27 protein-coding genes are annotated in these 26,349 nt (G+C 67.3%); 8 read left to right on the forward strand and 19 right to left on the reverse strand.

Annotated elements, in window-relative coordinates; all coding sequences use genetic code 11:
- Positions 1 to 16: 16 nt before the first annotated feature.
- Entirely contained in the window at positions 17 to 760 is a 744-nt protein-coding gene (gene queC, locus AC4BAR_RS13375) for a 7-cyano-7-deazaguanine synthase QueC (RefSeq protein WP_490628376.1), read from the forward strand.
- Here the strand turns inward: queC and AC4BAR_RS13380 are convergent.
- The 13 genes from AC4BAR_RS13380 to gspG form a co-directional block, all read right to left on the reverse strand.
- Positions 747 to 2,531: an ABC transporter ATP-binding protein/permease gene (locus AC4BAR_RS13380; RefSeq protein WP_490628377.1), complete on the reverse strand. Its 1,785-nt coding sequence runs from the start codon at positions 2,529 to 2,531 to the stop codon at positions 747 to 749. The genes queC and AC4BAR_RS13380 overlap by 14 nt on opposite strands.
- A 96-nt stretch (positions 2,532 to 2,627) precedes the next feature.
- A complete protein-coding gene (locus AC4BAR_RS13385; RefSeq protein WP_490628378.1) occupies positions 2,628 to 3,539 on the reverse strand; it encodes a 5'-nucleotidase in 912 nt (303 codons plus the stop codon).
- A 2-nt stretch (positions 3,540 to 3,541) separates the two neighbouring features.
- Entirely contained in the window at positions 3,542 to 4,780 is a 1,239-nt protein-coding gene (gene gspF, locus AC4BAR_RS13390) for a type II secretion system inner membrane protein GspF (RefSeq protein WP_490628379.1), read from the reverse strand.
- A gap of 122 nt (positions 4,781 to 4,902) precedes the next feature.
- Positions 4,903 to 6,291 (reverse strand): GspE/PulE family protein, encoded by a 1,389-nt coding sequence (locus tag AC4BAR_RS13395; RefSeq protein WP_490628380.1) that lies wholly within the window; start codon positions 6,289 to 6,291, stop codon positions 4,903 to 4,905.
- A 39-nt stretch (positions 6,292 to 6,330) separates the two neighbouring features.
- Positions 6,331 to 8,496 carry a type II secretion system secretin GspD gene (gene gspD, locus AC4BAR_RS13400; protein ID WP_490628381.1) on the reverse strand — a complete coding sequence of 722 codons (2,166 nt, stop codon included), beginning with the start codon at positions 8,494 to 8,496 and terminating at the stop codon, positions 6,331 to 6,333.
- A gap of 52 nt (positions 8,497 to 8,548) precedes the next feature.
- The gene (gene gspN, locus AC4BAR_RS13405; protein WP_490628382.1) at positions 8,549 to 9,346 is read right to left on the reverse strand and encodes a type II secretion system protein N; all 798 of its coding nucleotides are present in this window, start codon (positions 9,344 to 9,346) and stop codon (positions 8,549 to 8,551) included.
- A complete protein-coding gene (locus tag AC4BAR_RS13410; protein WP_490628383.1) occupies positions 9,343 to 9,831 on the reverse strand; it encodes a type II secretion system protein M in 489 nt (162 codons plus the stop codon). Before AC4BAR_RS13410 ends, gspN begins: the two co-directional genes overlap by 4 nt.
- A complete protein-coding gene (gspL, locus tag AC4BAR_RS13415) occupies positions 9,828 to 11,018 on the reverse strand; it encodes a type II secretion system protein GspL (protein WP_490628384.1) in 1,191 nt (396 codons plus the stop codon). The genes AC4BAR_RS13410 and gspL overlap by 4 nt, the downstream gene beginning before the upstream one ends.
- A 28-nt stretch (positions 11,019 to 11,046) precedes the next feature.
- Positions 11,047 to 12,024 (reverse strand): type II secretion system minor pseudopilin GspK, encoded by a 978-nt coding sequence (gene gspK, locus AC4BAR_RS13420; RefSeq protein WP_490628385.1) that lies wholly within the window; start codon positions 12,022 to 12,024, stop codon positions 11,047 to 11,049.
- Positions 12,021 to 12,743, reverse strand: a complete 723-nt coding sequence (locus tag AC4BAR_RS13425; RefSeq protein WP_490628386.1) for a PulJ/GspJ family protein — start codon at positions 12,741 to 12,743, stop codon at positions 12,021 to 12,023. Before AC4BAR_RS13425 ends, gspK begins: the two co-directional genes overlap by 4 nt.
- A 1-nt stretch (position 12,744) precedes the next feature.
- Complete coding sequence (gene gspI / locus AC4BAR_RS13430; RefSeq protein ID WP_490628387.1) at positions 12,745 to 13,116, reverse strand: type II secretion system minor pseudopilin GspI; 372 nt, start codon at positions 13,114 to 13,116, stop codon at positions 12,745 to 12,747.
- Positions 13,113 to 13,541 (reverse strand): prepilin-type N-terminal cleavage/methylation domain-containing protein, encoded by a 429-nt coding sequence (locus AC4BAR_RS13435; protein WP_490628388.1) that lies wholly within the window; start codon positions 13,539 to 13,541, stop codon positions 13,113 to 13,115. The genes gspI and AC4BAR_RS13435 overlap by 4 nt, the downstream gene beginning before the upstream one ends.
- Before the next feature lie 23 nt (positions 13,542 to 13,564).
- Positions 13,565 to 13,993 carry a type II secretion system major pseudopilin GspG gene (gspG, locus tag AC4BAR_RS13440; RefSeq protein WP_490628389.1) on the reverse strand — a complete coding sequence of 143 codons (429 nt, stop codon included), beginning with the start codon at positions 13,991 to 13,993 and terminating at the stop codon, positions 13,565 to 13,567.
- Positions 13,994 to 14,057: 64 nt separating this feature from the next.
- Here gspG and AC4BAR_RS13445 point away from each other — a divergent pair, with 64 nt between their 5' ends.
- The 4 genes from AC4BAR_RS13445 to AC4BAR_RS13460 all read left to right on the forward strand — a co-directional run bounded on the left by AC4BAR_RS13445 (position 14,058) and on the right by AC4BAR_RS13460 (position 19,055).
- Positions 14,058 to 14,534, forward strand: a complete 477-nt coding sequence (locus AC4BAR_RS13445; protein WP_490628390.1) for a type II secretion system protein N — start codon at positions 14,058 to 14,060, stop codon at positions 14,532 to 14,534.
- Positions 14,535 to 15,065: 531 nt separating this feature from the next.
- The gene (locus AC4BAR_RS13450) at positions 15,066 to 17,333 is read left to right on the forward strand and encodes a hypothetical protein (protein WP_490628391.1); all 2,268 of its coding nucleotides are present in this window, start codon (positions 15,066 to 15,068) and stop codon (positions 17,331 to 17,333) included.
- Positions 17,334 to 17,354: 21 nt separating this feature from the next.
- Positions 17,355 to 17,903, forward strand: a complete 549-nt coding sequence (locus AC4BAR_RS13455; protein ID WP_490628392.1) for a (2Fe-2S)-binding protein — start codon at positions 17,355 to 17,357, stop codon at positions 17,901 to 17,903.
- Positions 17,904 to 17,927: 24 nt separating this feature from the next.
- Positions 17,928 to 19,055, forward strand: coding sequence for a hypothetical protein (locus tag AC4BAR_RS13460; protein ID WP_490628393.1), 1,128 nt, complete (start codon positions 17,928 to 17,930; stop codon positions 19,053 to 19,055).
- Between the two features lie 167 nt (positions 19,056 to 19,222).
- Here AC4BAR_RS13460 and AC4BAR_RS13465 read toward each other — a convergent pair whose 3' ends face one another.
- The 3 genes from AC4BAR_RS13465 to AC4BAR_RS13475 form a co-directional block, all read right to left on the reverse strand.
- The gene (locus AC4BAR_RS13465) at positions 19,223 to 19,567 is read right to left on the reverse strand and encodes a c-type cytochrome (RefSeq protein ID WP_490628394.1); all 345 of its coding nucleotides are present in this window, start codon (positions 19,565 to 19,567) and stop codon (positions 19,223 to 19,225) included.
- Positions 19,564 to 20,088, reverse strand: coding sequence for a hypothetical protein (locus tag AC4BAR_RS13470; protein WP_490628395.1), 525 nt, complete (start codon positions 20,086 to 20,088; stop codon positions 19,564 to 19,566). Before AC4BAR_RS13470 ends, AC4BAR_RS13465 begins: the two co-directional genes overlap by 4 nt.
- A 171-nt stretch (positions 20,089 to 20,259) precedes the next feature.
- Entirely contained in the window at positions 20,260 to 21,684 is a 1,425-nt protein-coding gene (locus AC4BAR_RS13475) for a M23 family metallopeptidase (RefSeq protein WP_490628396.1), read from the reverse strand.
- An 87-nt stretch (positions 21,685 to 21,771) separates the two neighbouring features.
- On the opposite strand from AC4BAR_RS13475, the gene tyrS reads away from it, so the two are divergent.
- Positions 21,772 to 23,028, forward strand: coding sequence for a tyrosine--tRNA ligase (tyrS, locus tag AC4BAR_RS13480; protein WP_490628397.1), 1,257 nt, complete (start codon positions 21,772 to 21,774; stop codon positions 23,026 to 23,028).
- Positions 23,029 to 23,046: 18 nt separating this feature from the next.
- Here the strand turns inward: tyrS and AC4BAR_RS13485 are convergent, their stop codons facing one another.
- Together AC4BAR_RS13485 and AC4BAR_RS13490 are read right to left on the reverse strand one after the other, a co-directional pair.
- Positions 23,047 to 23,616 carry an OmpA family protein gene (locus tag AC4BAR_RS13485; RefSeq protein WP_490628398.1) on the reverse strand — a complete coding sequence of 190 codons (570 nt, stop codon included), beginning with the start codon at positions 23,614 to 23,616 and terminating at the stop codon, positions 23,047 to 23,049.
- Between the two features lie 52 nt (positions 23,617 to 23,668).
- Positions 23,669 to 24,112 carry a FecR family protein gene (locus tag AC4BAR_RS13490; protein ID WP_490628399.1) on the reverse strand — a complete coding sequence of 148 codons (444 nt, stop codon included), beginning with the start codon at positions 24,110 to 24,112 and terminating at the stop codon, positions 23,669 to 23,671.
- A gap of 97 nt (positions 24,113 to 24,209) precedes the next feature.
- Here AC4BAR_RS13490 and AC4BAR_RS13495 point away from each other — a divergent pair, with 97 nt between their 5' ends.
- On the forward strand, positions 24,210 to 25,160 hold the full coding sequence (locus tag AC4BAR_RS13495; protein WP_490628400.1) for a cation diffusion facilitator family transporter: 951 nt from the start codon (positions 24,210 to 24,212) through the stop codon (positions 25,158 to 25,160).
- A gap of 8 nt (positions 25,161 to 25,168) precedes the next feature.
- Positions 25,169 to 25,903, forward strand: coding sequence for a hypothetical protein (locus tag AC4BAR_RS13500; protein WP_490628401.1), 735 nt, complete (start codon positions 25,169 to 25,171; stop codon positions 25,901 to 25,903).
- On the opposite strand, the gene ybeY is transcribed toward AC4BAR_RS13500, so the two are convergent.
- Positions 25,894 to 26,349: an rRNA maturation RNase YbeY gene (ybeY, locus tag AC4BAR_RS13505; RefSeq protein ID WP_490628402.1), complete on the reverse strand. Its 456-nt coding sequence runs from the start codon at positions 26,347 to 26,349 to the stop codon at positions 25,894 to 25,896. The genes AC4BAR_RS13500 and ybeY overlap by 10 nt on opposite strands.

A 26,349-nucleotide genomic window follows, 5' to 3' on the forward strand; every position in this document is an offset into this window, starting at 1 on the left:
CCGACCAACGACCGTGATGCATAAAAACGCGCTGGTGCTGTTTTCCGGTGGGCAGGACTCCACCACCTGCCTGGCCTGGGCCCTGTCCAAGTACGAGCGGGTGGAAACCGTGGCCTTCGACTACCGGCAACGCCACAGCGTGGAGTTGCAGGCCAGGCTGGCGGTGCTGCAAGCCCTCAAGGCCGAGTTTCCCCAATGGGCGCCCAAGCTGGGTGACGACCACCAGCTGGACCTGGCGGTGCTGGGCCAGGTCAGCGAAACCTCGCTGACCCGCGACACCGCATTCGCGATGGAAAGCTCGGGCCTGCCCAACACCTTTGTGCCCGGCCGCAACCTGCTGTTTCTGACACTGGCCGCCGCGCTGGCCTACCGGCGCGGGCTGGAGGTCATCGTCACCGGCGTCTGCGAGACCGATTTCTCCGGCTACCCCGACTGCCGCGACGACACCATGAAGGCCATGCAGCTGGCGCTCTCGCTGGGCATGGACAAGCGCTACCTGATTGAAACCCCATTGATGTGGATCGACAAGGCCGCCACCTGGGCCCTGGCCCACCAGCTGGGCGAGGCCTCGGGCACGCCCGACGGTGGCCGCCGTCTGGTGGACCTGATCATTGAGGCCACCCACACCTGCTACCTGGGCGACCGCGAACACCGTCACCCCTGGGGTTATGGCTGCGGCGGTTGCCCGGCCTGTACGCTGCGCGCGCGCGGCTTCCAGGCCTGGCGCCAGGCCACAGGCCAACCGCTCAGTCCACCTTGACCGCGTAACGGGCCGCCGCGCCCTCGGGCTGCGGCACCAGCGTCCAGCGCTGGCCATGGAAGGCCGCCACCGCCGGGCGGTGGGCAATCGACACCAGGCCACCCCGGCCTTTCACCAGCGCCAGCAACCGGCCGTACAACGTGGCCTCGGCCGCTTCGTCGAGCGCGCTGGTGGCCTCGTCGGCCAGCACCCAGGCCGGCCGCTTCAGCAACACCCGGGCGATGGCCAGCCGCTGTTGCTCGCCCCCCGACAGGGTCTGGCCCCAGGCCGCCGACCGGTCGAGCTGGTCGGCCAGCTCGGGCAGCAGCGCGTCGCGCAAGGCCTGCTCCAGCGCCGCGTCGCTGTGGCTGGCGGCCGGGTCCGGGTAGGCCAGCGCGTCACGCAGCGGTCCGTTGGGGAAATAGGGGTGCTGCGGGATGAACATCACCTCGGGCGGCAAGGCCACCCGGCCTTGGGCAAAGGGCCAGATGCCGGCCAGTGCGCGGAACAGCGTGGACTTGCCGCTGCCCGACGGGCCGCTGAGCAGCACCGTGTCGCCCGGCAAGGCCTGCAGCGTGGTGGCGGCCAGCAGCGGACGGGCCGCGTCGCCGGCGGGCAGGCGCAGCGTCAGCTGCTGGGCCAGCAGGCCCTCGCCAGCGGCCGCGGCGTCCATCGCCAAACCCTCGGAGGGCGACCTGGCCAGGCGCGCAAAACTCTCTTCGAAACTGGTCAGCCGGTCGGTGGTGGCGCGCCAGGCCGCCAGGCTGGCGTAGTTGTCGACAAACCAGCTCAGCGAGTCCTGCACCCGGCCAAAGGCCGACGAGATCTGGATCAGCTCACCGAGCTGGATGGCGCCGCTGAAAAAGCGCGGCGCGGCCACGATGAAGGGAAACACCACCGCGGCCTGGCCAAAACCCGAGGTGAACCAGGTCAGGTTTTTCTGCGCCTTCAGCAGCTTCAAATAGTTCTGCAGCACCCGGCCGAAATGCAAATCCATTTGCCGGCGCTCCACCGCCTCGCCGCGGTCCAGCGCAATCGCCTCGCTGTGCTCGCGCACCCGCACCAGGTGGTGGCGGAAGTCGGCCTCGACCTGTTCCTGCTGAAAATTCAGCCGAATCTGCGGCCGGCCGATGCGGTGGGTGATCCAGCTGCCCACACCGCAGTAGGCGATGGCCGCCCAGACCATGAAGCCGGGGATGTCGATGCGGGTCTCGCCCAGGTTGAAGGCGAAGTCGCCCGACAGCCCCCACAGGATGCCGACAAAACTCACCAGCGTGACGCCGGCGTTCAGCAGCCCCATGCTCAGCGACACGGTGAAGGCGGTGAACTGCGCCAGGTCCTGCTGGATGCGCTGGTCGGGGTTGTCGGGCGAGGCCTGGCCCGGCGCGTAGCGGGCCAGCTCCAGCCGGTAGAAGGCCTGGTCGGCCATCCAGCGGTCGAGGTAATGGGCCGTCATCCAGGCCCGCCAGCGCATCTCCAGCAACTGGGTCAGGTAAAACTTGTAGACCGCCACCACGATCAGCGCAAAAGCGATCCAGCAAAAGCGGCCCAGCTGGGTCCAGAACACCGCCGCCTGCTTGTCCTGCAGCGCGTCGTAGAACAGCTTGTTCCAGTCGTTCAGCAGCACCAGCAAATACACCGAGCCCAGGTTGAGCAGCACGATGGCAGCCAGCAAGCCACGGGCCTTCCATTTTTCGCTGGACTGGAAATAGGGCAGCGACAAGGCCACCACCTTGCGGCGGGTGGTGTTGGCCTCGGCCAGCGTGGTGGCGATGCGGGTGGCAAAACTCATGCGATGAAACCCCGGGGTGGATGGCGGCGCAGCGCAGCGCCGCCGGGTTGGAGGGGAGGCAGCGGCCAAGGTTCCACCCCGGCCGCCGCCGGCCCGTCAAGGCGGGTCTTTGGGTGCGTTGGCCACACCGCTGGCCACATGGCCGGCCGGCACATGCCGGGCGGCCGATTCGATGTGGCCGGTCTGGTCGTCGAAGAAGAAGTCCGGCTCGAACTCGCGCAGAAACTCGCCCTTGGGCAGGCCGCCGAGGAACATGGCCTCGTCAACCGCGATGTTCCAGTCCATCAGCGTGCGGATGGCCCGCTCATGGGCCGGTGCGCTGCGGGCGGTGACCAGTGCGGTACGCACCCGCATGGCCGGGGTACCGGCCTGCTGCAGCTGGTGCAAGGCGGTCAGCAGCGGCTTGAACGGCCCGGCCGACAGCGGCAGGCTGGCCTTGTCTTTTTCATGCTGCTGGAAGGCCGAGAGTCCCTGGGTCTGGAACACCCGCTCGGCCTCGTCGGAGAACAGCACCGCGTCGCCGTCAAAGGCGATCCGCACCTCGTTGGGGTGGGCGCCGCTGGCACGGGCCGAATGCGGGTAGACCTGGGCCGCCGGCACGCCGGCGTCCAGCGCGGCGCGCACATCGCTCAGATGGGCTGACAGGAACAGGTTGGCGTGCAGCGGCTTCAGGTAGCGCCAGGGCGGCTGGCCGCGGGTGAAGGTGCCACGCTCGATGGGCAGGCCGTAATGCTGGGCCGAGCGGAACACCCGCATGCCCGACACCGGGTCGTTGCGCGACAGAATCACCACCTCGACCCGCTGGCTGTCCGCGCCATTGAAGGCCAGCAGTTTTTGCACCAGCGAAAAAGCCACGCCGGGCGGCGCTGGCTGCTCCAGCCGCTCCAGCTGCAAGCGCATGTAGGCACGGTCGTCGCCGCGCTCGAACAGCTGGTTCTCGGGCTCGAAGTCGAACAGCGCGCGCGACGAAATCGCGACCACCAGCTTGCCTTCGAGCGAAGCGGCCATGGTCAGCGGGCGAGCTGGTTCAGCTCGATGATGGGCAGCAGCACGGCCAGCACGATCAGCATCACCACCATGCCCATGACCACGATCAGCAGCGGTTCCAGGATGGTGGCCAGCGCAAAGGCGCGGCGCTGCACCTCGGCGCTGAGCTGCTTGGCGGCGCGCTGCAGCATCACCGGCAGCTGGCCGGTCTGCTCACCCAGCCGGGCGAACATGCTCACCAGCCCGGGGAAACGCTTTTTCTGCGCCATCGCGCTGGCCAGCGGCGCACCTTCGCGCACCAGCACCAGCGCGTCGAGCGCGTCCAGCCGCATGGCCCGGTTGCCCAGGGTTTCGGCGGCGGCTTGCAGGGCTTTCAGAATGGGCACACCGGCGCCAGCCAGCATGGCCAGCGTGCTGGTGAAGCGGGCGGCGTTGTAGCCCCGGGTGAGGTTGCCGATGACCGGCAGGTTCAGCCAGGCGGCGTCAAAACGCTCGCGCACCACCTCGTTGGCCAAGGCGATGCGGGCACCGATGCCGCCCGCCACCAGCACCAGCGCAGCGAGCCAGCCGTAGTTGCGCACCACGTCGCTGATCTGCAGCATGATCACCGTCAGAATGGGCAGGGCCCGCTTGCTGCCGGCGAACACCGTGGCCACCTGCGGCACGACATAGCCGACCAGAAACATCACGATGACGATGGCGATCAGCGTCACGATGGCCGGGTACAGCGCCGCGCCAATCAGCTTGCCCTTGAGCGACTGGCGCTCTTCCAGGTCGTCGGCCAGCCGCTCCAGCACCAGGCCCAGGTTGCCCGAGGCCTCGCCGGCGCCGATGACGGCGGTGTAGATGTCGCTGAACTCGCGCGGGTGCTGGGCCAGCGCGCGGGCAAAGCTGGAGCCACTGTTGACCTCGGAGCGCAGCGAGGCCACCAGGTTGCGCTGGCGTTCATCCGACGTTTCTTCCGACAGCGCGGTCAGTGCCCGCTCCAGTGGCAGGCCGGACGACACCAGGCCGGCGACCTGCCGGGTCCAGATGGCCAGGCCGGTGGCGTTGAAGATGCGGCTGGTCCACAGCGTGATGTTGAGCCCGCTGCCGCCGGTCTTGGTGCCCGGCGCACCGCCGCCCTTGACCGGCTCCACCGACAGCGGCACCAAGGCCTGGGCCCGCAGCAGACCGCGCGCGGCCTTGGCGGTCTCGGCCTCCAGCACCCCCTTGCGGGTCTGGCCCTGGGCGTCCAGGGCTTCAAATGTGTAGGCGGGCATGGGCGCTCTTTAGACGAGGCGACGAGCGCGAACAGCAGTTTTTCCGCTGGGCCGCCCCAAGGAAAAACGCGCCCCCTCGGGGGGCAGTGCAGTACACGAAGTGACGAGCGTGGGGGCCATGTTCAATCTCTCGTGACCCGCACAACTTCTTCGCGGGTGGTGATGCCGGCGCGCACCAGGCGCTCGCCGTCATCGCGCATCAGCATCATGCCGGACTGCAGGCCGGCGGCGCGGATGTCGGCCTCGGCCGACTGGCTGTGGATCAGCGAGCGGATGTGGTCGTCGGTCACCAGCAGTTCGAACACGCCGGTGCGGCCCTGGTAGCCCGACTGGCCACACTCGGCGCAGCCGGCGCCATGGCAGCTGGTGCACAGTTTGCGCACCAGGCGCTGGGCCAGCACGCCCAGCAGCGAGCTGCTGAGCAGGAAAGGCTCGACGCCCATGTCGGTGAGTCGGGTCACCGCGCTGGCGGCGTCGTTGGTGTGCAGCGTGGCCAGTACCAGGTGGCCGGTCAGCGAGGCCTGGATGGCGATTTGCGCGGTTTCGAAATCGCGGATTTCGCCGATCATGATGACGTCCGGGTCCTGGCGCAGGATGGCGCGCAAGGCCTTGGCAAAGGTCAGCTCGATCTTGGCGTTGACCTGGGTCTGGCCGACGCCGGGCAGCTCGTATTCGATCGGGTCTTCGACCGTCATGATGTTGCTGCGGGTGGCGTCGAGCCGGCTCAGGGCGGCGTACAGCGTGGTGGTCTTGCCGGAGCCGGTGGGGCCGGTCACCAGGATGATGCCGTGGGGCTGGCCGATCAGGTCTTCCAGCCGCTCCAGCACGTCGCCCTGCATGCCCACCGCTTCCAGACTGATCTTGCTTTCGCTCTTGTCGAGCAAACGCAGCACCGCCCGCTCGCCGTGCGCGCTGGGCAGCGTGGAGACCCGCACGTCCACCGCCCGGGTGCCGATGCGCAGGCTGATGCGGCCGTCCTGCGGCAACCGCTTCTCGGAGATGTCCAGCTCGGCCATGATCTTCAGGCGCGAGATCAGCGCGGCGTGCAGCGCCCGGTTGGGCTGCACCACCTCGCGCAGCGTGCCGTCGACACGGAAGCGCACGCTGGAATGGCGTTCGTAGGGCTCGATGTGGATGTCACTGGCGCCATCGCGCGCGGCCTGCGTCAAAAGCGCGTTGAGCATGCGGATGATGGGCGCGTCGTCGGCCGACTCCAGCAGATCTTCCACCGCCGGCAGGTCTTGCATCATGCGCGACAGGTCGGCATCGTTCTCGACCTCGCTGACCACGGTGGCCGCACTGGACTCGCCCTGCGAGTAGGCCGCGCTGATGCGCTGCACCAGCTCGTCGTTGCCGATCTTCTGCAGGCTGCGGATCTCGTACTTGCGCATCACCTCGCCCAGCGCGGCGGGCGATGTGGCGTCTGACCGGCACAGGGTCAGGTCACGCCCATCGTCCTGCAGCAGCAGCTTGTGGGTGCGCGCAAAGGCATAGGGAAGCGGGTAGCGCACGGGGGACCTTGCTCAGAAAACGTCGGATGAAGCGTCGGGTTACTTGGGGCTGCCAGGAGGTGGCGGCAGCCTGCCACCGGGCAGGCGGGCCGGCAGCGTGGCCGACTCGTTGATGTCCATCACCGCGTTGGGCGTGGGCTGGCCCTCCACCTCACGCTTGCGCATCAGGTCGTAGCGGTCCAGCGCCAGCTTCTCGGTGGCGTCGGCGTCACGCACCACCACCGGCCGCAGAAACACCATCAAATTGGTGCGCTTGCGGCTGCGGGTTTGCGACTTGAACAGGTTGCCGATGATGGGCAGGTTGCCCAGGATGGGCACCTGCTGCACATTGCCCGAGTACTCGTCGGTGATCAGGCCACCCAGCACCACGATGGAGCCGTCGTTGACCAGCACGTTGGACTCGATGGAGCGCTTGTTGGTGGTCAGGCCCTGTTGCGACGTGATGGACGCCGGATCAACGCTGGAGACCTCCTGGAAGATCTGCATGCGCACCGTGCCGTCCTCGCTGATCTGCGGCTTGACGCGCAGCGTCAGGCCCACGTCCTTGCGCTCCACCGTCTGGAAGGGGCTGACCGAGCCGCCCACCGCGCCGGTGTTGGTGAAGGAGCCGGTGACAAAGGGCACGTTCTGGCCAATGACGATCTTGGCCTCTTCGTTGTCCAGCGTGAGCAGATTGGGTGTGGACAGGATGTTGCCGGCGCCGTTGGTTTCCAGGAAATTGGCCAGCGCGTTCAGCACGTACTTGCCGTTGGACATGCGCGAGGCCACGCCCACGTTGAAGCCCTGGCCCAGCGACAGGTTGCCCGCCGCGGCGCCGGCCTGCAGCGCCAGCACGTTGCCGCCGCCGGAACTGAAGTTGCTGCCAGCCACGCCCACCGTGCCACCACCCACATTGCCCAGCAGGCTTTGCAGCTGCACGCCGAACTGGGCGGCCTTGTCGGCATTGACCTCGACGATCAGGCTTTCCACAAAGACCTGGGCACGCCGGCCGTCGAGCTTGTCGATCACCGCGCGCAACTGGCGGTACTGCGGCTCCGAGGCGGTGATGATCAGCGCGTTGATCGACGGGTCGGCCTGGATCTGGCCGCCGGTGGACGGCTGGCTGCTGGAACTGCCAAAGGAGCCGCCACCCGCGCCACCCCCGGCCGCACCGCCGGCCCCCAGGGCCGCGGCCGTTGCCAGCGGCGAGGCCCCGCCGGCACCAGCGTTGGGGACCGAGGGGGCCGGGCTGGAAGACCCCACCGTGCTGCCACCGCCCTGCCCGGAGGTCAGGGCGCGCAGCACCGCGGCGATCTTGGTGGCCTCGGCGTTTTTCAGGTAGACCACGTAGACGTTGCCGGTCGGGCTGGTCGAGGTGGGCTGGTCCAGCTTGGCCACCAGGCTGCGCACCAGCGACATCCGCGCCACGTTGGCGGTGCGCACGATCAGCGCATTGGCCCGCGACTCCACCGCGATGGTGGTGCGGAACGAGGTGTCGGCCTGGCCGCCGGGAGCGGCCCCGCCGGCGCCACCGCCGGAATCGATCAGGCGCTGGATCAGCGGCGCCATGTCGGCCGCGATGGCGTAGCGCAGCGGGATGATCTCGACGTCGGTGGCGTTGGAGACGTCCATCGCCGCGATGATGCGGCCCATGCGCTGCAGGTTTTCGGCGTAGTCGGTGATCACCAGCGAGTTGTTGCCGGGGTTGACGTTGATGGTGTTGTTGGGGCTGATCAGCGGCCGCAGAATGGGCACCAGGTTGTTGGCCGACTCGAAGTTGAGTTTGAAGATCTGCGTGGCAATCTGGTTGCCCGCCACCCGGGCGCCCGAAGGCGCCTCACCCACACTGACGCTGCCGCCCTGAATCTTGGCGTCGGCCTCCGGCACCACCTTGTACAGGCCGGAGCTTTCCACCACGGTGAAGCCCTGCAGCCGCAGCGCGGCCAGGAACTGGTTGAAGGCCATGGCCGGCGACACCGGCCGGTCGCTGGCCAGGCTCACCGTGCCCTTGACGCGGGGATCGACCACCACGTTGCGGCCGGTGATGGTGGCGATGGTGCGGGCCACGGCCTCGATGTCGGCGTTGGCAAAGTCCAGTGTCACGCGGTCACCGGCGCGGGCCGAGGCGGCCTTCTTGGCCTTGGGTTTGGCCTCGGCATCCCCCGCCGCCGCGCTCGCCGCACCGGCCGCCGACTGGGCATGCAATGGCCCGCTGCCCGCCGTCAAAAGGGCGAGGATAGCTACGGAAACTGTAGCAAGTCGAAATTGGTTCATGAGGCTAACCCACTGAGATGATGGAACGGGGCCCGTTTCTGCGCCCGATGATATTCAACAAATTGGCCAGCGCCGCTTCGCGGCCCTCGACCGCGCTGGCCTCGCCATTGAAGCGCAGGTGCCCGCGCGCCACCTCGCCCTGGCCCGACAGCAGCAGCGCGCCGCCCAGGGTCTCCAGCTTCAGCGTGGGGTTGGCCGCTGCCCCGGGGGCCAACAGGTCCAGCCGGTAGCTGCCCAGCGGCCGCAGCGTGGACAAACGCGAGGCCACGTCCAGCGCCTCCAGCCGCACCTGGCCTTGCGGCACCGGCCGGCCCTGGACCCAGCGCAGGTCAAGCCCGGCGCTGGCCAGGGTCAGCTCGCCCTGCAGCTGCACCGTGTTCCAGGGTGTGCCCAGGCCGGCCAGCCAGCCCATGGGCAATTTGAGTTTGGCCGGGCCCACCCGCACCTGGCCACCGCCCCATTCGGGCACCAGATCGATCGCCACCGGCTGCTCGGCGCAGCAGGGCAGGCTCAGCGCCAGGGTGGCGCCCAGCAGCACCGGGCGCAGCTGCCATTCCACCCGGCCGGGCAGGGCCGCGGCATCGCGGCTGCCCTCGCCGCCGGTGAGCACCAGCCGGGCCGAGCCGTTCCAGACGCTGCCGCGGGCCTCGTCCAGCACCAGCCGGCCCTGGGTGGCACTGGCCACCGCGCCGGTGAGCCAGGTGGCTGGCATCCAGATCAGCAGCGCCAGCACCCCGCCCAGCACCGCCCCCAGCCACAGCAGCAGGCGGCCACGGCTGGCCTGGCGCGAGATGGGCTTCACTTGGGCGCCGGCAGGTTCAGCACCAGCTGGCCGCTCCAGCCCGCCTCGGAGCGGGTCAGCTTGGCCTCGATGGGCAGCAGGCGGCCGTTGGTGCGGGCATCGGTCAGCCAGGCCGACAAGGCCTCGGGCTTGCTGTTGTTGAGCGTCAGCGTGGCGCGGTCGCCGCTCACGGTGACCTGGGCCGTGCCCAGCAGCCGCTGCTTGGCCGAGTTCTCGACAAAGCGAATGGCCTCGTCATGGCTGGGCTTGGGTTCGTTCTGGATGGCCTGGGCCTGGGCCGCCAGCGCACGCACCGAATCCAGCTGCACGTCCAGCGCCTGGTGATCGGCTGTGGCGTAGCGCAGCACCTTGATGGACGGTATCAGCATGAACAGCAGCACACAGGCCAGCAGCACCACACCGGCGCCGGCCAGCACCAGGCGGCGAACCTCCGAGGGCAGCTTGGCCCAGGCCTGGCCCAGGCCTGAATTGGCAAGCCGGCTCATGAGCGACCGCCCTTGCCGGTGTTGAAGCGCACCGTCAGGCCGTTGTCCTGGGTGAAGGCGAAGTAGCCCGCCTCCTTGAGCCGCGCCTCGATGGTGTTGAGCTCGGGCCCGCTGAGGGTCAGGCCCTTGAGCTTGAGCTCGCCGGTGCTGAACTCCAGCGATGACGGGGCGCGGCCATCGGGCAGCGCCGTGGCCAGTTGCGACAGCATGACCTCCAGGTCACGCGGCGTGGCCTGGCCCACCGCCTGCTGCAGCGAGGCCACCTCGCGGCTCATCTGGGCGACCGGGTCAACAATGGGTTTGACCTGCGGAAAGGTCTCGGCAAAGGTTTGTTTCAGCTGGGCCCGCTTGGCCGACAGCGCGCTGTTTTCCTTCCAGGCCCAGCCGTTGATGGCCAGGAACTGGATGGCCAGCGCCGCGCCCAGGCCCCAGCGCACGGCCCGCCACTGCGGCGCCCGGGCAAACACCTCCCAGCCATGCATCAGCCGGTCGGTGCCGACCTTGCGGCCGGCGGAAATCAGGTCGAACTGGGCCAGGTTCCAGTCGCTGCGGGCGGCCACCACCAGCTGCTGCACGCTTTGGCGCAGGCCGACTTTGACACCCAGCGTCTTTTCGGCCAGCGCGGCCACCGCCGGCTCGGCGAACACCGGCACCAGCGGTTTGGCCGGGCTGGCTTCCAGCGGCAGCACCGACACGCCGCCGCCATCGGACATCACACACCAGGCCGACTGCGGCGTGCCACTGACCCAGCATTCGCCGCTGCCCGGCACCATCTCGGGCACCACCCGGGTGATGCGGCGGCCGGCCGCTTCCAGGGCCTGCAGCGCACCGCGCAGCCAGGCCTTGTCGCAGGCCGCGACCCAGATGGGCTCGCCACTGCCTTGCAAGGCCCGGGCCCCGGGCTGCAAGGCAAAGTGCAGGCTGGCCGGATCGTCCAGCAGTTGTTCTTCCAGCGCGCCCTGCAACACCTCGGCCAGGCGGTTGGCCGGTGCCTTGGGGATGCTGGGCCGGTGCCAGGACAGCATGCGGGCCGGCACCACAGCCACCAGCTCGGTGCTGGGCGGCAACAGGTTGATGGCCACCGTGCCATGGCTGGCCAGGGTTTGCCCATCCTGGGTGACTGCGTAGGTGACGTCGACGCCTGCTCGGCTCGAAGGAGGGTTCAGGGCGACGATCAGCGAGGACATCGGTTCATTCTAAAGGTCGGGTCACGGGTCACGGCTTGGGGTTGTCCACCAGCGCGGTGCGTTCGCGGTAGACGGTGATGACGTCCAAATTGTCCCGCCGCACCAGCGACAGCTCCTGGATCACCGTCTTGTCCATGCGCAGGCGGCCATAGACCTCAAACAGGCGGCTGGCCACGCTTTGCTGGCTCTCGGTCAGCAGGCCGGCGATCTCGGGCATGAACAGCCCAACCTCGGACAGCGACTTGAACGGCGACTGGGTGCGCTGCTCGACCAGCTTGCGCGCCTCGGCCATGGACAGCGACGGGATGATGGCGTAGATCACCTCCACGCTGGCGGTGTTCAGGTTGACCGGGGTGCGGAAGGGCAGCACCACCACATAGGGCTTGAGCCGGGCCACGGTGGTGTCGGTCAGGCCCAGCCACACCAGCTGGTCGACCCGCTGCGGCCGCAGCGGCGCGGGCGCGCCGTCGCCAACGCCAATGCCACTGGTGAAGGTGCGGGCCCAGTTGCCGGCCAGCACCTTCAGTTCGGCCTCCGGCAGGCCCAGCACCTGGAACAGCTTGCCGAAGGCCTGCAGGCCCAGTTCGGACACCACCGCACCATCGGCCAGGTTGGCCACGTTGAGGCGCGACTGCGCGTCGACGATCTGGCCGGACAGAAAGACCTCGCTGGCCGGGTCGGTGCTGTCGGCGGCGTTGTTTTTCTGGTCGGCCGCCAGAAAGCTGGACAGGCGCGACTCGGCCAGCGGCACGGCCCAGGGCTCGGACAGGTTGTCGGAGCCGCCGGTGCGGGCGTCTTCGCGCAGGATCAGCCGGGCGAAGTCCAGCGCGCCGGTCAGCACCCAGGCGGCCTGGATGCGCTCGCGCTCGGCGCCCTCCACTTCCACGCTGCGGTACTGCTGCCACAGCGACGAGGCGGCAAAGGTGGCCACCAGCGTCACGGTGAGCATGGCGGTGAGCAGGGCTGCGCCGCGCTGGCGGCCTGTGGCCTGGCGTTCGCGCCTCATGAGGTTTTGCCTCCGCCCTGCTGCGGCCGCACCCAGTCGCGGGTGATCAGGCCGGTGTAGGGCTGGCCTTCGGACAGCGTGAGCATCAGCCGCACGCCGTCGGGAATGGCGGTGAACTGCGGCACACCCGCGGCGGTGGGCGCGGCCGCCACCGCACCGGGCCGGGCCGCTGGGCCACCGGTCAAGGCCGAGGATTGCGGGTTGGTCCAGGCGTTGTCGCGGTAGTAAAACAGCTGCCACTGGTCGATGCCGGCCAGCGGGATCTCCTGCGCCAGGTCGTCGGCCCGCGGTTCGCGGCCCCACTGGATGGCTTTTTGCCAGGCCACCAGCAGGTCTTGCCGGGTGCGCACGTTCTGCGACTGCCAGCGCACCCAGCGCCCACCTTCGCCGGCCTGGCGCCGGGTCCAGGCCACCACCCGCAGCCCTTCGGCCGGTGTGGTGGCGTCGCGCCGGGTCATGCGCAGCACGCTGCCGTCGAAGTCGATGGCGCTGACCACCTGGGTCTCGGCCAGGTTGTCGAGGTCCACCGTCCACTGGGTCAGGCCGGTCTGCAGGGTCAACACGTCGTTGGTGCGGGTCTGCACCTGGTCGCGGGTGCGCAGCATGCCGTCCAGGCCACGCCAGCTCAGCACCGTCATCAAGGCCATGATGGTGATGGTGACCAGCAGTTCCACCAGCGTGAAACCACGCGCACGGCGCTTGAAGATCGGGCGCCTCATGTCAGAACCGCCCCAGCACGGTGGATATGCGCAGCAAGCTGAACTCGCCATCGAACACCTGGGCGTCGACCCGCAAAAAGCTGGGGTTGGGCGTGGTGGCCACAATCAGTTTGCCGTCGAAGGTGCGCCCCCCCTGGGTGCAACTGAAGCTGTTTTCACCGATGCCGGGCAGCTGCTGGGCCAGGCGCACCTTGACCAGCTCGTTTTCGGCACAGAGCTGGGCCAGCAAGGCGTCGGCCTGGCGCTGGGCGTTGCGGGTCAGCGCGTTGCTGGCCTGCATGCCCGACAGCAGGGCAATCGACACGATGCCCAGCGCCACCAGCACCTCCACCAGCGTGAAGCCGCGCAGCGCTTGGCGAGCTCGGGAACTCATTGGGCGACTGGCCCCACAGCAAAAGGCCGCACGCCGTCGGTGGCCACCAGCAGGCTGCGTCCCTGCAGTTCGATGATCACCCCCTGGCGGGCCAGGATGGGCTCGGGGCCCAGCACCAGCAGGTTGGCGCCGCGCGACACCGTGCCCTCGTTCAGCCAGACCTCGGCCAGGGCGCCGGCCGGCAGGCCGTCAAAACGGAAACCACCGGTGGTGGGTCGCCAGTAGACCGGCGAGCCCAGGGTGCGCGAACGGGCCCGAGCGGTGTCGAGCAAGGCGGCCAAGCGCTGGCCCTCGCGTTCGATCAAGGCCTCGGAGGAATCGCGAATGGCAAAGCTGACACCGGCCGTGGCGATGGCAATCAGCGCCACCACCACCAGCAACTCCAGCAGGGTGAAGCCCCGGCAGACGGCGCGTGGTGTGGGCATGGCCGGTGGCCGAAGGCCCCTTCTTACTGCCAGTTGCCGATGTCGGCGTTCTTGCCCTCACCGCCGGGCTGGCCGTCGGCGCCGAAGGAGAACACATCCACCTCGCCGTGCAGGCCAGGGTTCAGGTACTGGAAGGGTGCGCCCCAGGCGTCCTTGGGCAGCTTGTCCAGGTAGGGCTTCCAGTTCGGCGGGATGGGGCCAGTGGTGGGCTTGACGATCAGCGCCTGCAGGCCCTGCTCGCCGGTGGGGAAGCGCTGGTTGTCGAGCTTGTACAGCTTCAGCGCCTGCATCAGGTTGTTGACGTCGGTGCGGGCCGCGGTGACCCGGGCGTCGTCGGCGCGGTCCAGCACATTGGGCACGATCAACGCCGCCAGCACCCCAATGATCACCAACACCACCATCAGTTCGATGAGGGTAAAACCACGGGCCAGGGACTTTTTCAGCGAGCTCATGAAGACGGTATCCAGTGTGGTGAAGCGCCTCGGGGGCGGGTATAGGCTGCATCATAATCGCAGCATGCAAAGCAAATTCCTGCCGGTCACCCTGTCGTTTCTGGTCTGGGCACTGGCCGTGGGCAGCGCCGTGGCCTGGGGTTTGCAGTGGAGCGGCCGCTTTTTGAATGCCCCCCGGCTGACAAGTTCCACCGTGGGCAGCGAGGCCAGTGGTGCGGCCCAGGTCAACCCCGCAGCCGTGGCCCGGATGCTGGGTGCGGTGGAGACCCCTACGGTCGCCACCGTGGCCCCCAGCACCGCCAGCCGGCTGGTGTTGCTGGGCGTGGTGTCCAGCCGTGATGCCGAGGCCGCCGCGCTGATCGCGGTGGACGGCAAGCCAGCCAAGCCCTTTGTGATTGGCAGCGTGGTGATCGACGGCCTGGTGCTGCAGAAAGTCGAACCCCGCCGCGCCATGTTGGGCGGTCCTGGCGACGAGCCTGCCTCGCTGACCCTGGACATGCCGCCCCGCAAGGACGGCGAATCCGGCCAGACACGCCCCTGACCCTTCGGTCAGCGCGGCAACGCATCGTCGCTCCCCGCCCAGCGACGCGACCGACAAAACACCGGGGTTTCCCTGAAAGCACACCGAAGGTGGGCTTTTTTCACACCCCTGGCTATTTCTAAAGTGGTACCGCACCGAAACGGCGCCAAAAATCCGTCCGGAAGGCCGAATGAACGGTCGGTCAGCCCCGAAACGGGGCCAAATGAATACCCGAGCAGCTTACTTGTACAAAAAGTAACACCAAAGTGCTCGTCAGCCAGCTGTCAACTACGCCAAAAAAGGGCAAATTTCACGGAGAAAGTCTCAATTTGAGACAGATCTGTGCCAAATTTCACGAATGTTTAATAGTGGTAAACCCTGATTAGTGGTTTTCCCTAGCGGTCTTGGGGGGTGACCTTCCTACACTCAGCGCTGGGATTTTCCTAAACCTTTAGCACTACAGAAGGTACTATGAACACTGAACTGCTCGCCTCGCAAAGCGAAAACACAGGCTCCGAAGCCACCGCCTCCACGGTGGACCGTCGGGATTTCATGACTTGGGCGGTTGCCACCCCGGCTGCCGTGGCCGTTGGCGCCAAGTTGGTCACCGGTTCGGACGACGCCGTCGCCGCCGATGCCGCGCCGGTCAAGATCAACAGCTACCTGTCGATCGACACCGCTGCCAAGAAGATCGTGCTGACGATTCCCCGCGTGGAATCCGGCCAGGGCATCTTGACCTCGCTGGCCATTTTGACCGCCGCCGAACTGGGCCTGAACCCCAGTGACATCGTTCCCAAATCGTTCACCACCGCGCAAGCCACTGAATTCACCACCACCCTGGTGGGTGCATCCGGCTCCACCCGTTTGCTGACCGATCCGGTCCGCGCCGCTGCCGCCGACCTGAAGGCCCGCGCTGTGGCCAACGGTGGTGCCACGCTGGCCAACATCGTCGCCAAGGCCGCTGAAATCGCCGCCACCACCCCGGCCTCCAAGCCTTTCGCCTCCACCTTCACCTACGGTGGTCTGCTCGGCAAGGGCATGACCCGTTCCGGCAACGTCGGCACCTTCGTGCCCGGCACCGGCATCGCCCGCCTGGACAGCGATGAAATCTACTCGGGTACCCGCAAATACACGGTTGACACCAACCAAGACGCGCTGAACTGCCTGGTCATGCACTCGCTGCAAACCCGTGGCACCCCGAAGACGGTGGAAATCGCCAAGATCAAGGCCCTGTGCCCCAAGGTCAAGGCCGTGATCCCCTTCGACTCCGGCAAGAATGGTTTCACCATCTACACCGGCGTCGGCATTGTGTGCGACACCATGGGCGAAGCCTTGGACGCCCGTGACGTGATCATGAAGAACAACCTGATCACCTGGAACCCCGGCACCGCCGCCCGTTTCAGCACCCCCATGCTGAACCAGAAGCTGAAAGACGCCGTGGGTCCTGACCCCGTCGGCGCCAAGCTGCTGGCCGCCAAGCAAATCAAGGGTGGCATTCTGGTGAACTTCCACCACCAAGGCACGCTGGGCACCCAGGCCGGTGTCTGCGAAGTGTTCGGTGATGCCGGCGGCGCTGCCACCGGTGCCGAAGCCTGGTGGGCATCGCAAGTGCCAAAGTACAACCGTCAGGCACTGGCCCAGCAAATCGGCCTGGACGCCGCCCCCACCAAGGTGCTGTTGAACGTCACCCAGGGTTATGGCCACTTCGGTCGCAACCTGCTGGTGGAATCCTCTGCTGAATCGGCCCGCGTGGCCGACGCCGTCCGCAAGATGGGTGGCCTGGTGAACAAGCGTGGCGTGAAGACCAACAAGGTCAAGGTGATGTGGTCGCGCAACGACGACATCCGTCTGTGCCCCTACCGTCCGCCCACCTTCAGCCGCTACATCGTCAACATCGGTTCCGATGGCAAGACGATTCTGAGCATGAACCACAAGTTCGTCTCCATTCTGTGCGAACTGCCTTCCGGCGTGGACAACACCCAGACCGAAGACACGCTGTCGTCGACCAACCAGACCGGTTTCGACTACTTCCCGTTGTCGGCCCCGTCCCCCTACAGCTTCACCACCAACGAGCAGTTCCGCGAAGTCGTGGCACCGTTCCCCACCGGCGCCATGCGTGCGGTGTACTCGGTGGGTGGCCAGGGCGGCAAGGAAGTGTTCATGGACGAAGTGGCTCGTCAGACCGGCCAAGAGCGTTTCGGTCTGCGCCTCAAGTACATGAAGTCCGAGCGCATCAAGGGCTGCATGGAAGAACTGAAGAAAACCTGGGACGAGCAATTGGCTTTGGTGAACGCCAACAACGCCAACCCCAACCGCACTGTCACCATGGGCCTGGGCTTTGGTATCCACGAAGAGTGGAACAGCGCTGCCTGCCAGATCGTGTTGTCTGAATTGCCTGTGGGCGCCGACATTGCTGTCACCCCGCCGACGGTCAAGAAGGCTTGGAGCGCCATGGATGTGGGCAAGGTCACCAACCCGTCGGGTCTGGCTTCCATGGGTGAAGGCGCCATCGCTGACGGTGTCGCCTTGGTCTACTTCTCCAAGATCACGTTCACCGATGGTGCGGCCGACCAAAGCACCTTCCTGAACTACTACTGGAACCGCATGCGCGAGTGCAGCTACTCGCACGAAGCCAAATTTGTCAATATCAACGACAGCCGTGTTGGTGGCGCCGGCGAACTGTGTGCACCCTCTGGCTTTGGCGCTGTCGCCAACGCCTGGGGCCACATCAACAGCGTGGTTCGCCCGTCGCTGAAGTCGCACCACGCCGAGGAGTTCCCGATTTACGGTTCGCCCTCCGCACCGCTGACCGACCGCTAATCCAACAGGAGCAAAAACATCATGGGAACCTACAACCTCACCATCAACGGCAAGCCGACCACCGTCGAAGCCGATGCCAACGAATACCTGCTGTACATCCTGCGTGACAAGCTGGACCTGACCGGCCCCAAGTACGGCTGTGGCGTGGGCGTTTGCGGTGCTTGCACCTGCAACTCCTCCACCCCCATCGTGGCGGCTGGCAACACCGTTGCCACCAACAGCCCGTACTCGGAAGCCAGCCGCTTCAGCGGCACCCAGCCGACCACGCAAAAGAAGAAGTTTCGTTCCTGCGTGACCCGCATCAGCGACGCCGCTGGCCACGAGATCACCACGATCGAAGGCCTGGGCGCCACGGCACTGGGTGCCAAGCTGCAAGCGTCTTGGAAGAAATTTGACGTGGCCCAGTGCGGCTTCTGCCAAGCTGGCCAGTTGATGACGGCGTACGAGTTGCTGCAACGCATTCCCAACCCGTCCGACCAAGAAATCACCGACGCCATGCAGGCCAATCTGTGCCGTTGCGGTACCTACCCCCGCATTCGTGCGGCCATCAAAGACGCAGCCGCCTCTTGATCACGAACACATTGGAGCTAAAACATGTCTAATCCTATTGAAACCCTGTTGGCCGGCTTGACGGGCGGCGCTTCCGGCCTGCCTGGCTTGCCCAGCTTGCCCGGTCTGCCTGGCCTGGACAGCCTGCCTCTGCCCACCGACCTGCTCGGCGGTCTGACCCAGACCAACGCAGCGGCCGACGGCGGCAGCGCCAGCGGCAGCGTCAACGACGGCAATGGCAACTCGGCCTCCGGCGAAATCTCCAGCAACGGTGGCGGCAGCAGCGGTGGCCTGCCCACCCTGCCAGGCCTCGATGCACTGGGCGGTGGTCTGCCGGGCGCTGGCGGACTGCCAGGTCTGGACGCACTGGGTGGTGGCCTGCCGGGCCTGCCAGGCGGCACCTCCGCTGAAGGCGGCAACGGCAGCGTGTACGGCACCAGCGACGGCCCCATCGGCGGCCTGCTGTTCGCCGCTGAAAACGCCACCTACGGCATCCCCGGCCTGGGCGAAAACGTTGGCGGCATCTCCGGCTCGCAAGTCGAAGGCGGCGGCACCCAGAACATTCTGCTGACCCAGCTGTACGGTACCCCGGCCTTTGGCCCGGTGCAGTCGCTGATTGGCGGCAACAGCTACGGTGATGAACTGGTGCTGTATGACTTGGCCACCCGTCCGGTCGCCCTGTCCGAAGGCACGCCTCTGAACGGCCCGACCCGTGAAATCGTGACCGGCAGCTACGCCGCCACCACGGCCTTCATCGGCGCCTACAGCGGTGGCCTGCTGTCGGAAGACTACCTGCAGTACCTGGTGTCCGAACAAGGTTACACCGGTGCCCTGGCCAATGCCGCCGAAAACGGTGGCCGCGGCGTCCCCGGCGCCGGCCTGCTGCTCGACGGTGACAACCTGAACTCGACGCTGGACCTCGTGACCAACGGCACCGACCAGATCCTGTACGTTGACGACATCGTCGCCGGCGTGGGTGGTGGTGACAAGCTGAGCAACGACCTGCCGTTCAACAACGTGCTGGCCGCCACCGGCTTCGAAAGCACCCTGAACGGTGCAGGTGCTCCGGTGGGCGACATGTTCTACCCCGCCATCACCCCGCTGACCACCGCCATCCAGGAAGTGGCCATCGCTGGTGCCATCACCAACGGCACCTTCGGCAAGTTCATCTGATTCTTGGGCGGCTCACGCCGCCCAGGCATTCACATGCACGACGGGGCTTCGGCCCCGTTTTTCATGGACCACCCAAAATGCCGCTCATGCATTCAGCCCAAAAGAAAAGCGCCTCCAGGGCGCTTTTTTCATGTCACAGTGGTGGCTACCCAGCGACGGCGGGGCGCTTATTTCAGCCGCAGCACCCATCGCACCAGCGTGTGGGCTTCGGCCTCGGTGATGGGCTGCGGTGGCATGCCGTTGCCACCCCAGGTGCCAATGGCGCCGCCCAAGACCTTTTTCACCAGATAGGCTTCAGCATTCTTTTGCCCCCGGTAACGCTGGGCCACCAGCTTGAACGGTGGGCCCAAGGTCATGCCCTCGCCCGGCTTGAAGGGCTCCACCCGGTGGCATTGGTAACAATCCCGTGCGGCCGCCAGGCCCTCGGGGCTCTTGGGAATCTGGGCCATCACCCATGAAGGGCTGGCCAGCAGCACCGCGGCCCACAGCCCCGCACATGACCGGGTCTTCATGGCGAACCCTCAACCCGGCCCTTGACCATTTCACCCGGCTTGTACACGGTGACGAACACCCCCATGGTGCGGCCGTTGACCAGTTTCTGGTTCATGCTCGTGCCACCTGAACTCAACGAAGGGTCCAAGTACACCGTGATGTAGTTGTACTTGCCATAGCTCTGCCTATCCTGCCCCCAGACCGAGGCGTGGCGCAGGCCCATGGGGCCGACACGGGACGGGTCGGCCGGTTTGTCACCGGGCTTGAGGTCGGTGGTCTGCACCACCACCCGGTACATGCCGGGCTTCGGGACGGCCACCTCAAAGCGGCCCTTGGCATCGGTTTGCACCTTGACGCGGGTGGCCAGGTTGTCGGGCTGGTCGACAAACACGTCGACACCTTTCAGCGGCACTTCTTTCGGTGGACTTTTGGCGTGCACCGCCATGCCCAGGCAGCCGACCAGCGCCGCAGCGCTCACCAGCAAAGCCCGGCGGCGGCCTGATTGACCCACCGCCCATGGGACGCCGGAATGCTTGTTCATTGGCATGTTGTCTCTCGGTTGTTGGGAACCGTCCCGCCGCACCAGTCCATGGAACAGGTCAGCAACGGAAACCCCTGACATGCTGTGACTGCCGGATTGCCAAAAAGTTTAGTTCAACGGCACCGTCTAAACGAGACGTACAGGAAAGGGGTGACGCTTCTCACCCCACCCTCACTCGGCGCTGGCCAGTGCCGCCGTGCGGGCGGCGGCCAGTTGGGGCCGCACCAGGGCCGCGGCCCGCTCAAAAGCCGGGCGGGCCGACACCGACACCGGAATGGCCTCGGACTGGCGGGCCAGGGTCAGCGGGTCACGGTGCATGCCGTTGACGCGGAACTCAAAGTGCAGGTGCGGACCGGTGGCCCAGCCGGTGGAACCCACGGCGCCCACGGTTTGGCCCTGCTCCACGCTCTGGCCCTTGCGCACGTTGATGCGGCTCAGGTGGGCGTAGACGGTGGAATGGCCGTTCTGGTGCTTGACGATGACCACATTGCCAAAGCCGTTCTGCACGCCGGCAAAATCGACCACGCCATTGCCGACGGTGCGCACGGCGGTGCCGGTGGGTGCGGCATAGTCCACGCCGAGGTGGGCTTTCCACTTCTGCAGAATGGGGTGGAAGCGCATCGAAAAGCCGCTGCTGATGCGGGAGAAGGCCAAGGGCGACACCAGGTAGGCCTTGCGCAGGCTCTGGCCGTCCAGCGTGTAGTAACTGCCGCGCTGGCCCGGCTCCTGGAACCACATGGCCTGGTAGGTTTTGCCGTTATTGACGAACTCGGCGCTCAGCACACGGCCGGCGCGCACCGGCTCGCCGTCGGCTTCCAGGGTTTCATAAACCACGGAGAAACGGTCGCCTTTGCGCAGCGCGCGGTGGAAGTCGATGTCGCCGGCAAAAATCTCGGCCAGCTTGATCGCCACCGAGTCAGGGATGCGGGCGTCGTCGGTGGCGGCGAACAGCGAGGTGTTGATGGTGCCGCTGGCCAGTCGGCTGGACGACGTGAAGCTGCCCAATTCGACCCGCGAAGCAAAGCCGCTGGGGGTTTTCTCGATCACCAGGCGGTGGAAGTTGCCTTCTTCGTCCGAGGTCCAGCGGGCGGTGAGCTTTTGCAGTGCGTTGTTGTCGGCCACCTCGGCGGTGACCGAACGGCCAGCCCGGCCCAGCAGGTTCTTCTGGGCGTCGGGTTGGTTGCGCAAAAAGGCCACGGCGGCCGGATCGTCCACACCCAGGCGGGCCAGCAGCGACTGCGCCGAATCGGTGGAGCGGCTGAGCTCGGAGCGGTAGAGCTTGAAGCTGAAATCGTCCAGTTGGGCCAGTTGCGAGGCCACGCGGCGTTCTTGCGGGGCTTCCAGCACCTCGCGCACCGGCAGCGACGCGGCGTCGGGCGCCAGCGAGGCCACGGCGAAAGCGCCGCCGCCACCGCCCAACAGCACAGCGGCCACCACGGCGGTCAGGCGCTTGGGGTGGCGTTGGAGGGAATTCAGCAGGGAAAGACTCAGGGCGCGCCCAGCGGCGATCAGACCAAGGTGTTGCAAAGGAATCGTCCTCAGGTGTTTGTCGGTGCGTTGCCACTGGAATTCGGCATTGTTGCGAAATGCCGACATGCACGTTGCGTGCCAATTAAAATCCAGGCTCGCGGTCGCCCGCCAGTATATAAGGGCCACGCACGGCCCCATCTGAAGAAAACCCTAATGACTTCCCAGCCCCAAAACGCTTCTGCACCCAGCCCGGAACCCGCCCCGTTGAGCGACACCGTGGCCCAGGCCCTCCAGGTGAGCCTGCGCGGCTGCGAGGAACTGCTGCCCAGGGACGAGTGGGTCAAAAAGCTGCAGCGCTCGGAGGCCAGTGGCCAGCCGCTGCGCATCAAACTGGGGCTGGACCCGACCGCCCCCGACATCCACCTGGGCCACACCGTGGTGCTGAACAAGCTGCGCCAGCTGCAGGACCTGGGCCACCAGGTGATCTTTCTGATCGGCGACTTCACCTCCATGATCGGCGACCCCTCGGGCCGCAACACCACCCGGCCCCCGCTGACCGCGGAGCAGATCCAGCGCAACGCCGAGACCTACCGGGCCCAGGCCGACAAAATCCTCGACCCCCAGCGCACCGAGCTGCGCTACAACAGCGAGTGGTGCGACGCGCTGGGCGCGCGCGGCATGATCCAGTTGGCCAGCCGTTACAACGTGGCCCGGATGATGGAGCGCGACGACTTCCACAAGCGCTTCCACGGCGGCCAGTCGATCAGCGTGCACGAATTCCTGTACCCGCTGATGCAAGGCTACGACTCGGTGGCCTTGAAATCCGACCTGGAACTGGGCGGCACCGACCAGAAGTTCAACCTGCTGATGGGCCGCCACCTGCAGGCCGAGTACGGCCAGGAGCCCCAGTGCATCCTGACCATGCCGCTGCTGGAAGGCCTGGACGGCGTGGACAAGATGTCCAAGAGCAAGAACAACTACATCGGCATCAGCGAAGACGCCAACACCATGTTCGCCAAGGTGCTGAGCATCAGCGACGACCTGATGTGGCGCTGGTACACGCTGCTGAGTTTCAAGAGCCTGGCGGACATCGCCGCGCTCCAGGCCGAGGTGGCCGGCGGCCGCAACCCCAAGGACGCCAAGGTGGCGCTGGCCAAGGAAATCACCGCCCGCTTCCACTCGGCCGCTGCGGCCGACGCCGCCGAGCAGGACTTCGCCAACCGCAGCAAGGGCGGCGTGCCGGACGACATCCCCGAACTGACGCTGGCCGGCGCCCCGCTGGGCATTGGCGCGCTGCTGAAGCAGGCCGGCCTGGCGCCCTCGGGCTCGGAAGCCAACCGGCTGATCGACGGCGGTGGTGTGCGGGTGGACTCGGTGGTGGTCAGCGACAAGGGCCTGAAGCTGAACGCCGGCACCTGTGTGCTGCAGGTGGGCAAACGCAAATTCGTCCGGGTCACGCTGACCGCCTGACGGCCCGCTGCGCGGGTTTCAGCGCACCAGGATCTCGACCCGCCGGTTGCGGGGCTCGTTGACCCCGTCGCGGGTGACCACCGCCGGCTGGTGTTCGCCGCGCCCCACCGCCTGCAGGCGGGTGGTGGTGAAGCCGCGCGCCACCAGCATGGACTCGACCAGCTGGGCGCGTTTTTCCGACAAGCCGTCGTTGTAGGCGTCCGAGCCCAGGGTGTCGGTGTGGCCGACGATCATGATGTCGGCGCCACTGCGGCGCAGCGCGTCGTCCATGGCGTTGAACAGCGTGATGCGCGACTCGGCCGTCAGCTCCAGCGAGCCCGACTTGAAATACAGCACGAACTTGGCCGGCTTGGCGGGGGCCTGGTCGAACAAGGGACCGTAAGCCTTCCCCACCTCGGCCGGGCTGGACTGCCGCACCGAGGGCGCGCCGCGTGTCCCGTTTCGGGCATCGGCGCTCTGGTAAGGGGTGGACAGGGTCTGCTGGCCCCCGGCCGAATTGACGATCACCGCCGACGGCGAGCCGTCGGCCTGCGGCAACAGAATGACCTGGGTGCCGGGGCTGGCACAACCGGCCAACCACGCAGACACGCCCAGCAGGCCGGCGCCGGCCCATCGCCTCCACACACGCAACATCTGGGATTTACTCTTCGGTCTGCACGATGAAATCGGTGCCGCGCACACCGATGGTGGCGGTCTTGGTGGTGACCGACACCCCGTCCGGGTTCACCTTGGCGATCAGACCGGTGATCATGCGCAGCGAGCCCTGAACCAGCGAGACCAGCAGGTTGCCGTTCTGGGTGCTGGCGTCGAAGCTGAAAGCGCTCAGGTCCAGCCGGCTGCGGGGGCCCACCACCAAGGTGGTGCCGTCGCGCAAGACCACGCTGGCCGAGCCATCGGCGCCGGTGGAGATGCGGTCGGCCACCGCCACCGGATCGCCGGAGTGCAGGGGGTGTTCGCCTTGCGCGCCCGTCACCCGCACATCGCCCTTGACCAGCTTGACCGTGCCGGCACGCTCCGCAGCCACCGGCAGGGCCTGGGCCACCGCCCAGCCGCTGGTGAGCAGCAGCACGCCTGCCCAAAACATTTGTTTGATTTTCACAACATCACCTTAGCGGGCCAACAGCCCTCCTGTCAAGCCGGCCGTGGCCCGGGCGTGCGCCATGTCAAGGCAAAATGCCCGGATGCGCGCGCCGGCTGTCCTGACCCGAATCTCTCCCCGAACCCTGTTGTGGGGCTCGGTGGGCGTGGCGGTGCTGACCATTGCGCTGAAGATGGCCGCCTGGTGGGTGACCGATTCGGTGGGCCTGCTGTCGGACGCGATGGAGTCCTTCGTCAACCTGGCCAGCGCGATTTTTGCGCTGACCATGGTCACCATCGCCCAGCGGCCGGCCGACGAAGACCACCCCTACGGCCACCACAAGGCCGAGTATTTTTCGTCGGGCTTCGAGGGCGTGCTGATCATCGGCGCCTCGGTGGGCATCATCTGGGCAGCCGCGCTGCGTTTGCTCAACCCCCAGCCCATCGAGGCGGCGGGCTGGGGCATTGCGTTGTCGCTGGTGAGTTCGGCCTTCAACGGCCTGCTGGCCTGGGTGATGTTTGGCGCGGCCAAGGCCCATCAGGCCGACGGCACGGCCGGCGCCCTGGCGGTGGAGGCCGACGCCCGCCACCTGGTGGTGGACGTCTGGACCTCCATCGGCGTGGTGGTGGGCATTGGCGCGGTGGCGGCCACCGGCTGGCTGTGGCTGGACCCGGTGGTGGCGATTCTGGTGGCGCTGAACATCCTGCGCGAGGGCGGGCATTTGATCTGGCAGTCGTCCCAGGGCCTGATGGACGAGGCGCTGGAGCCCGAGGTGCTGGACACCATACGCGCCACGCTGAAGCAGTTCGAGCACCGCCGCGGCGAGGTGGAAATCATCCGCTTCGACCACCTGACCTCACGCAAAGCCGCCCAGCGCCGCTTTGTCGACCTGCACATGCACATGCCCGCCAGCTGGACGCTGGGCCGGGCCGCCGCGGTGCGCACCAGCGTCGAGCAGGCGCTGATGAGTGCCGTGCCCGGGCTGCGGGCCAGCATCCAGCTGCTGCCCAGCGACGTCGAAGCCCATTTCGGCGATGCCCGCGACCTGATCTGAGCCCCGCCATGACGGCCGCCCCGCCCCTCGCTGCCCTGAGTGGATTGGCCGCGCAGGGTCTGAACCTGCAGGCCGTGATGGCGCTGGACGCCTTGCCGGCCGAGGTGGTGGCCCAGCTGGCGGCCACCGAGGCCGAGCGTACGGGCGCCACCCAGCTGCTGTTGCTGGGCCACCAGGGTCGGCGGTTCTGGCAGGCGCTGCAGCAGCGTGGCATGCACGGCGCCCACCCGGTGGACGACTTCGTGGGCGAATGCCTGGCCGATTGTTTTGCCGGCCCACTGGCCGGCCACCGCTGGCGCCAGCTGTTTCCGGGGCCGCAGGTGGTGGGCCTGCAGCGGCTGGGCGAACTGGCGGGCTGGCACCACCGCTCGCCCTTCATGGTCGGGGTGGACGCGGACTGGGGCAGCTGGTTCGCCTACCGCGCGGTGGTGTTGGCCGACACCCGGCTGCCGCTGACGCCGCGGCGTGAGCAGGCCTCGCCCTGCCTCAGCTGCGCCGACCAGCCCTGTCTGTCGGCCTGCCCTGCGGGGGCGCTGACGCCGGTGTGGAATTTTCAGGCCTGCCTGGACCACCGGCTGGCGCCCGGCTCGTCCTGCGCAGACCGCTGCCTGGCCCGCAACCGCTGCCCGGTGGGGGAAGACCACCGCTACAGCGACGAACAGACCGCCTACCACTACCGCCAGTCGCTGCCGGCGCTGCGCGCCTGGCGCCAGCGCACCGAGACACCGGACGCTCAAGCGTAGGGGTTGGCCACGCCCAGCCGGGCCAGGATGGCCACCTCCTGGGCCTCCATGGCCTGGGCGTCGGCCTCGCTGGTCTCGTGGTCCCAGCCCTGGGCGTGCAGCGCGCCATGGACCAGCAAGTGCGCGTAGTGGTCGGCCAGCGGCTTGCCCTGCTCGGCCGCCTCGCGCGCCACCACCGGCGCACACAGCACCAGGTCGGCCATCACCACAGGCTGTTGGGCGTAGTCAAAGGTCAGCACGTTGGTGGCGTAGTCCTTGTGCCGGTAGTCGCGGTTCAGCGCCTGGCCTTCGTCGGCGTCGACGATGCGCACCGTGATCTCGGCGTCAGAGTCCAGCGCATGGCGCACCCAGCGCGCCACCTTGTGCCTGGGCAGGGCTGCGCGGTGGGGCACGGCGTCGGCCAGCGCGCCAAACTGCAGCGACAGGCTCAGTGTGGGCAGGGCCAT

It is taken from the genome of Rhodoferax sp. SPJ4, from assembly GCF_058216275.1.